The sequence below is a fragment of the Brevundimonas sp. genome, assembly GCF_032107865.1.
Taxonomy (GTDB): Bacteria; Pseudomonadota; Alphaproteobacteria; order Caulobacterales; family Caulobacteraceae; genus Brevundimonas.
The window spans coordinates 1-3575 of sequence record NZ_DAMCNG010000254.1 but is presented as its reverse complement, the minus strand read 5'-3'; the positions used below and the strand labels follow the sequence as shown (position 1 = coordinate 3575).

Genomic DNA, 3575 nt, shown 5'->3' with positions numbered 1-3575 from the left:
GGCGCGTCCCGTCTTGCCCGCGCCGAAGCGCAGGAAGGCGTAGTCGAACTGGGCCGGGCTGACGGCGCCGCGCTTCAGCCGGGCGGTCTGGTCGTTGACGGACAGGCGGGCCGGATCGGCCAGGGGGCTGAACAAGGCCAGGATGACCAGCACCGTCAGGACGGCGGCCAGGACGTTGGTGCGCTCCAGCGGCTTCATCCAGGCGCTCTTGCGCCACAGGGGCGACAGGGCGGCCCAGCCGTATCCGGCGGCGTACAGGACGCCGACCAGGGCGCAGGCCGCGGCGATGATGCGGTCGGGCGTCAGGCCGTGCTGGCCGATACGAAGGCTCAGGCCCCAGAGCGCGATCAGGATCAGCGGCGTCAGCAGCACCGAGGCGACCCGCACCGCCAGGCGCAGGGCGGCGGGCGGCAGATTGTCCTCGCGCCCGTCCTGATAGGCGGTGTTGATCAGCACGATCAGGGCGGCGGCGGCCGACAGCACCAGGGCCGTGGCGCTGCCCGTCTTCCACAGCCCGTCCAGGCCGGTAAAGGGCAGGGCGGCCAGGAAGCCCGCCACCAGGACGGTGATGACCAGCAACAGCCAGGACAGCAGCATCAGCGCCACCGTCCGCACGCCCCGGATCAGGCCGCCGCGTACGTCGGTCAGTTGCACCGCCACGGCGAAGACCAGGCAGGTGACGGGGATGGAGAACCACTCCTCGCCCAGCAGGTCGCTCAGGAAGCTGAGGCCGATGACGCGGAACAGGGCCGCGCCCAGGAACAGCAACAGCCAGAAGGCGCCGGTAAAGCCCAGCGACAGGACCAGTTGCACCCCGGCCTTCCACGCCGTGTCGAAATAATCGTCGTAGTCGGCGATCCAGCGCCGCCCTTGGACGGCTGGAACGATCAGGTGATGGGCGATGAACAGGGCGGCTGCGGCGAAGGCCACGACCGGGAAGTTCAGATAGGGCGGGCGGAAATAGTCGTTCGCCTGCTGGGCCGCGTCATGCCAGCCCAGCAGCGCCAGAACCGCCGCCGCGATCGCGCCCCACAGCGCCAGCGTCTTCCATCTCATCCGCCCGACGCCGGCCAGCAGCATGATCGGCGCGAACGTCGCCGCCAGCACCAGGGCGGCGAACAGCGAAGGCTGGGTCGCGGGCCAGGCCAGGGCCGCAGCGTCCGACCCCGAGCGATACAGCAGATACAGGATCAGTCCCTGGATCAGGCCGATCCCGATACGAACGGCGGCGAGGCCGCGCGCCCCTTCAAGCGAGGCGCGGCCGGTGGGATCGGTGACGGGGTGGGTCATATTTGAACAGTGCTCGATATCGGGCTCGAAGGGAAGACGGCTTTTGATCCCCCTGCTTCCGACAGACTCACACAGACAAGGATGGTTGCATCGCGCCCTTCGCCTCCCCACAACCAAGGGCATGAACGCGCCCGTCAAACCGACCGAATTCGCCGACGCCCCGCTGTGGGATCTGTCCGACCTCTACGCCTCGCGCGAGGATGCGCGCATCGCCGCCGACCTTGAAGGCGCAAGGGCGCTGGTGGAGCGGATGAACGCCTGGCAGGGGCGGCTGGCCGCGCTGTCGGGGGCCGAGCTGGGCCGGGCGCTGGATGAGGCGATCGGGCTTTATGAGCAGGCGGCGGATGTGATGGGTGGGCTGGGCGCCTATGCCTTTCTGGCTGCCTCGACCAACCGCGAGGATGCGGCGGCGCAGGGGTTCGAGGCTGATGTCCGTGAGAAGCTGACGGTCATCGCCACGCCGACCGTCTGGCTGACGCTGGAGATCAATGCGCTGGACGAGGCGGCGGTGGAGGCGGCGCTGGCGGCCCATGCGCCCGCCGCGCGCTGGGCCCCGTGGCTGCGCCGGGTGCGGGCGATGAAGCCGCATGAACTGTCGGCCGAGCTTGAAACCTTCATCGCCGAGCGCGGGCCGATCCAGGCCCAGTGGCCGCGTCTGTTCGACGAGACTCTGGCTGTGCTGCGTGCATCGATCGGGGAGGAGGAGTTGACCCTGGCCGAAGGGCTGAACCGTCTCAGCGACGCGGACGGCGCCAAGCGTCAGGCGGCGGGCGAGGGCTTGTCGACGGCCTTTTCCGGCATCGCCCGGACCATGGCCATGGTGCTGAACACCGTGGCCGCCGAAAAGGCGCTGGAGGATCGCAAGCGCGGCTTCAAACGCCCCGCCGACAGCCGCCATCTGGGCAATGAGGTCGACGGTGAAAGCGTGGACGCCATGGCCGAGGCGGTGGCCGATGCCTATCCGCGTCTGGCGCATCGCTATTACGCGCTGAAGGCCAAGGCGATGGGCAAGGACAGGCTGGCCCACTGGGACCGCAACGCCCCGATCGAGGCGGCGGCGTCGCGCGCCTATGACTGGGCGGGCGGGCGCGAGGTGGTGCTGTCCAGCTTTGCCGATCTGGGCGGAGACTTCGCCGAGCGGGCGGGCTGGTTCTTCGACCGGCCGTGGATCGATGCGCGGGCGCGGGCGGGCAAGCAGTCCGGCGCCTACGCCCACCCAGTGACGGCGGATCGGCACCCCTATGTCTTCCTGAACTGGATGGGCGAGCGGCGCGACGTGCTGACGCTGGCGCACGAGCTTGGCCACGGAGTGCATCAGACGCTGGCGGCGGGGCAGGGGTCGCTGCTGGCCGATACGCCGCTGACGCTGGCCGAGACGGCGTCGATCTTCGCCGAGGGCCTGACCTTCGACCGCCTGCTGGCCGAGGCGACGCCGGCCGAGCAGCGCGCCCTGCTGGCGGGCCGGATCGAGGACGGGCTGAATACGGTGGTGCGCCAGATCGCCTTCCACCGCTTCGAGACGCGCTTCCACGACGAGCGGGCGGCGGGCGAGGTGCCGGTCGAGCGCCTCCGCGAAATCTGGATGGAGGAGCTGGGCGCCAGCCTCGGCCCGTCCGTCGACCTGACTGGCTATGAAGACTGGTGGGCCTATGTCGGCCACTTCGTTCACGCGCCCTTCTATGTCTACGCCTATGCGTTCGGCGACCTGCTGGTCGCGGCGCTGATGGAGACGCGGGCCAAGGATCCGGCGGCCTTCACGCCCCTGTATCGTGAGCTGTTGTCGGGCGGCGGGGCGCGGACCTATGTCGAGGCGCTGAAGCCGTTCGGCCTGAACCCGCGCGATCCGGTCTTCTGGACCATCGGAACCAAGCGGCTGGAAGGCCTGATCGATCGGTTTGAGGCGCTGGGCTGACCGGAATGCGTTGACAGGCGGGGCGCGGCGTTGAAGCGTGGCCGCATGAAATCCGTGTCCCGCGTTCTTGTTCTCGCCGCCGTTCTCGCCCTGCCGACGACAGGCTTCGCCCAGACGGCTGAGCCTTCCGCCAATCACCGCGCCCTGGCCGCGGGCTATAAGGCCCTGACGGTGTGCAGCGCCCTGCATTCCGCGCGCGCGGCGGGGGCCGATCGCACGGTCGCCAGCGTCGAGGCGAACGAACTGGTCGGCATCTATCCCGAGCTTCAGGCGCTGATCGGCGGCATGAGGGCCGAGATGGCCGGGAACGCCGTCACCGTCGCCTGGGATCAGGCCGCCCCGCCGCGCCTCGCGACCTGGACCGACGGCCGCG

At 69.8% G+C, this 3575-nt stretch carries 3 protein-coding genes; 2 read left to right on the top strand and 1 reads right to left on the bottom strand.

Annotated features, from left to right (window positions below; genetic code table 11):
- Positions 1–1290, bottom strand: a 1290-nt coding sequence (locus RT567_RS14980) for a DUF4153 domain-containing protein (RefSeq protein WP_313577045.1), incomplete at its 3' end; no start/stop codon positions are given.
- A 121-nt stretch (positions 1291–1411) separates the two neighbouring features.
- Between RT567_RS14980 and RT567_RS14975 the strand changes: the two genes are divergently transcribed.
- Both RT567_RS14975 and RT567_RS14970 read left to right on the top strand, forming a co-directional pair.
- A complete protein-coding gene (locus tag RT567_RS14975; RefSeq protein WP_313577044.1) occupies positions 1412–3202 on the top strand; it encodes a M3 family oligoendopeptidase in 1791 nt (596 codons plus the stop codon).
- A gap of 54 nt (positions 3203–3256) precedes the next feature.
- Positions 3257–3575 (top strand): hypothetical protein (locus tag RT567_RS14970; RefSeq protein WP_313577043.1); only part of this gene is annotated, 319 nt, incomplete at its 3' end.